Below are 4,285 nucleotides of genomic sequence, written 5' to 3'. Positions count from 1 at the left end.
TTCCTTGTTCGCCAAGATTCAAGTTCGTGGTTTGGAAATGATGACTTCGAGCCGTCGTAACGCCACCGATATTGTCTCGGCGATGACACGCAAAACAGTTCAGTGTCGCCAACGTGATGTTAATTTCCTGCTCGGCTGATAACTCGGATGGCAGGCTTTGTATCGCCGCTGTAATCTGCTGTTGGTCAATTTCGTCAAGGCCGTATTGAGGCCACTTGCCGGATTCGCCCGACAGGCAGCCGCCGTTTGGATCAAGGTCCGCAAGGGCAGCGGGAGGCGGCGATGCAGGTGCGGTGTCAATCACGTCAGCGTGGCAGTTGACGCAGCGGAGCTGCGAGAAAAGCTGCTTGCCTTTTCGAGCAAGTTCGGAATCGATTTGCCACGAAGTCTTTGCGTCACTTTCGCTCGTCTGCAGCAAGTAACGAGATAGATCCTGAGCTTCAAGATGAGTCAGCTGCATGTTAGGCATGCGGCCTGAGGGGCGAACCGCATGCGGGTTCTTCAGAAATATCGTCAGTGCATTTGTGTCGTACTTGTTACCGAGGTCGCCAAGCGGAATCGAGTCTTCAAGCGGTTGCTCGATTGCTAGGTCGTTGCGTGGCGAGTGACAAGCGACGCAGCCAATCGAATGAAACAACTCTTCACCTCGCAGGATTCCTTCGCCATCCGCCTGCAGATCCACCGGCGTCAGAGGAGCCTGCAGAGCCGTGAGCGAGTTGTTTGCAAGCGAGGTCAGGAAATGGACAAGGGCGGTTGCCGATTCGGTTCGCTGTTTGTCGTCCAGATGGCTGAGCATGTCAGGCATGCTCGTTCCAGGCTTCGTCTGCTGAGGATCGGCGATGAAGGCCGCGAGATAATCCGGGTTCAACCATTTAGCGGACCATTTCAGATTTGGCCCATGTTGCAGCGGCGGCATCGACTCGCCGGTTTTCCAATCGTGGCAACCGCTGCAATTGAGCTGCTTGATCAGGACGATCCCTTTGATCTCGTCACTGAGTTCGCGGCGGACCAACGAGTCTTCGTTTGCCGCATCGTCGGTGGGGCCTCGCTGTTTCAGATCCAGGGTATAGCGAAGCAGGTCAAGGAACTGTTGACGGTCCTTCAGTTCGTTGGCCAGTCCATCGGGCATATTCGATTTGGTGCTAGGCTTGATCGCCTCAATGTCGTCTTGCTCAAACGTAATCAGTTGTTCAATGTTTTGGCTGCTTCGCAAAACGACTTTTTGATCGTCCTGGCTGACAATGCTTCCGTTGACAACATGGCCATCGACGGTCAAGACCGAGACGGTTTCGAAGCCTTTTCGAATCGTTTTCGAAGGTAGCAGGATCGATTCGACAATCGACTCGTCGCTAACCTCTTGTCCCAATCGGCTTAGGTCCGGAGCAAGCCGATCGCTCTCGCTGACAGGCCGATGGCACTTCGCACAGTTGATGTTGCCTTGGTGAAACAAGATCGCGCCACGAACGATGTCACCGTCTTGGCGAGCCTGCTGAACCAGTTTGACCGGGTCTTCAATCACCAGACGCTCGGTCAACGTCTGTCCCGCAGCCTGAGAGACGTTTGCAGCCAAGGCCAGCATCACCAACGAGATAACGCAAAGATTCCTGGCGACGCAGCCTTCGTGATTGGTTCGGCCAGCGAACGTCGAAACAAGCTTAGGCAGACGGTCGTCAATCGCTTTGGAACGAGAACGATGGTTTGACGTGGATCGTTGTGCCATCGGCAGGGTAATGATCGGCAGGATAAACCGTTTTACGATTCGCAATATTGATCGTTCCGAATTTTCTAAATGGACACGGATTTGCCGCTGACGCTCGCAATTGGCAAATAAATGCATGATTTTCATGTCGCCGTGATTTCAGGAAATAGAGGTAGCCCCCAACAAGCCTAAGCCCTCTGTGTCGCTTTATCTTGCTTAAAATCCTCAATAAACAACGAATCCGCGCACATAGCGAATCTTAGGCTTTGTGCTTTGTAACGAGCGGAAAGCGACGTTGTCTACAATGTCGCAATCGCTCGCCGGCTGGCTTAGCGTTTCGGGATGACCGCTTGGGCCGTGCGATCCCCCACAACAAAATGACCAAGCGGTTGATCATCGAGGTCCGTGATCAGCCACACCGTGCCGGGGCGAGTCAATTGCGGTTTTGACCAACCGCTTTCGAGCACGCCGAAGGGTTGAGGGGGCTGGTCGCCCAAGCTTTGAAACATTTTGACCGGTTGGCCGCTTTGATTCGAGAAGGTCACGTTGAAGCGATTGCCATCGGGATTGGATGCCGGAACCGCAGCCGAGCCGGCCGGATGCCATTTTAATTTGGTTAACGACGAGGGGGCTGGAGGGACAAATTTCGCAGGATCTTTAGGCCCATGTTGTTTCAGTCTTGTAAGCGGTTCGGCGAATTTTGGATCTCCGGCCAAATTGTTCCACTCGTACGGATCTGTTTCGATGTCGTACAGTTCCTCGTCGCCATTGGCGTAGTGGATATAGCGATAACGCGAACCGCTGACGCTGTAGTTCTCAGGCGACATCAGTTGAGTGACTGCCATGTGAGGCCACGTGCTTTGCGGGTCTTTGAGTAGCGGCACCAAGCTAGGCTCTTGTAGCGATGCTTTAGCAGGCAACCCGGCCAATTCGATCAAGGTTGTATACAGACTCACTAAACTCACCGGCGATTGGCACACGCTGCCAGGTTGCGTGCCCTGTTCTAATCCAGTCGTACCCTGGGGCACTCGAACGATCAGCGGAACGCGGGTGCAAACTCGCCAGCCCGTGTATTTTTGCCAGTGTTCTTTTTCGCCCAGGTGCCAGCCATGGTCACTCCACAGCATCACGATCGTGTTGTCGTTGTTGGGGCCTTCTTCCAGCGCCGTGATCACACGGCCGACCATGGCATCGGCGAACGCGATGGACGCAAGGTAACCTTGGATCGCCTTTTTCCATTGACCTTCGTTTTGGATGTGAGCGAAATAGCGATTGCGGGCCAGTTTTTTTCCTGCCGGGGGCAGGTCGTCAATGTCATCAGCGGCGTAGCCAGGCGGAAGCTGAATTTCGTCGAGTGGAAATTGGTCAAAGTATTTTTGAGGGACGAACCAGGGCTCGTGAGGACGATAGATCCCACAGGCCAGAAAGAAGGGCTGGTCATGTTCGCGACTTAGCTGTTCTCCGATCCATTTCGAGACCAACCAATCGCCGCCAAACTCTTCGTCGGTGGCATCGAGTCCGCCCCAGTCGGTTTCGATGTATTGCCACGGCCCACCGCGTGGCAGGCTGACCGGACGCTGTTCGGGGTAGAGCGTTCTTGGAAACGGATCCTCGGTTTCTTTGGGCGGGTTGTATTCGTCCCAAGACTGAGCGTCGATGATGTAATGCAGGATTTTGCCAGAACCAGCCGACCAGTAACCGTGTTTCGAAAAGTACTTCGGAATCAGTTCCGCATCGGGCATCACGCTCCGCATTTTTTGCAGATTGTCGTACATGCCAGAGCGGTAGGCCGGTTGTCCCGACATGATCGCCGATCGAGATCCGTTGCACGCAGGAGATCCGCAATGAGCATTGGTGAACAGCATTCCCGATTCCGCAAGTCGGTCGATGTTTGGCGTGCGGGCTTGCGGATGTCCCTTTAAACATCCGATCCAATCGTTTAGATCGTCAACCGAAATGAACAAAACATTCGGCTGCTCCGCCACCGCCGGCAGCGATAGCGATGTCCATAGCAAACAGGACATCAGCGACGGTATCAACCATCGCAAACGGCGAAAGGGGGTAGCAATCGGTTGCATTCGTATTCTCCAAGCGTAAATGGGATCAGTCCCGTAATCGTGTTTCAGGCTAGATGCAACGCTATGAAGCAATTTGTAGCGAAACTTGTCAAAAGTTTCGGGGGCATACGCCATCGAACGAAAGTCACGCACGACTTCCGCTACGCTAAATTGGCTGGAAACCCACTGAGGAAAAAATGCTTCATAGCGTTGGGCTATACGGGTTTGCCAACAGGAGTCGGTTTTAGTAGTTCGGCGCTTCGAACTCGCGGCGAAGCCGTTCGTACTCTTGTGACAATTGGGTTCGTACGGCCGAGTATTCTGGGTTGTGGTAAACATTCACCAACTCGTTCGGGTCTTTGTTTAGATCGAACATCTGCCATTCGTCGGTCGCGGGAAGATAGAACAGTTTGTGATTCTTCGTGCGGACTCCGAAGTGTTGCGGGACCGCGTGTTCGCCAAGTTCATAGTAGGCATAGTACAGCGAGTCACGCACTTTCGCGGAACTGTCACGCAATACGGGCATTAG

Annotated in this window: 3 protein-coding genes; all 3 read right to left on the bottom strand. The window is 53.7% G+C overall.

Going from position 1 to position 4,285, the window contains the following annotated elements:
* The coding region (locus tag ABX962_RS31450) for a c-type cytochrome (RefSeq protein WP_372725527.1) at positions 1 to 1,846 on the bottom strand (1,846 nt) is incomplete at its 3' end.
* Between the two features lie 182 nt (positions 1,847 to 2,028).
* Positions 2,029 to 3,777: a sulfatase gene (locus ABX962_RS31445; protein ID WP_372725525.1), complete on the bottom strand. Its 1,749-nt coding sequence runs from the start codon at positions 3,775 to 3,777 to the stop codon at positions 2,029 to 2,031.
* A gap of 223 nt (positions 3,778 to 4,000) precedes the next feature.
* Positions 4,001 to 4,285: sulfatase/phosphatase domain-containing protein (locus ABX962_RS31440; RefSeq protein ID WP_372725523.1), on the bottom strand; the 285-nt coding region annotated here is incomplete at its 5' end.

The organism is Novipirellula sp., assembly GCF_041583735.1.
Lineage (GTDB): Bacteria > Planctomycetota > Planctomycetia > Pirellulales > Pirellulaceae > Novipirellula.
Note: the sequence above shows the minus strand (reverse complement) of the source record. Positions and strands in the feature narration are given on the sequence as shown.

What these genes read in the sequence shown, in the direction of transcription:
- ABX962_RS31445 (WP_372725525.1), bottom strand. Translation starts at nt 3,777, where the DNA reads ATGCAACCGATTGCTACCCCCTTTCGCCGTTTGCGATGGTTGATACCG.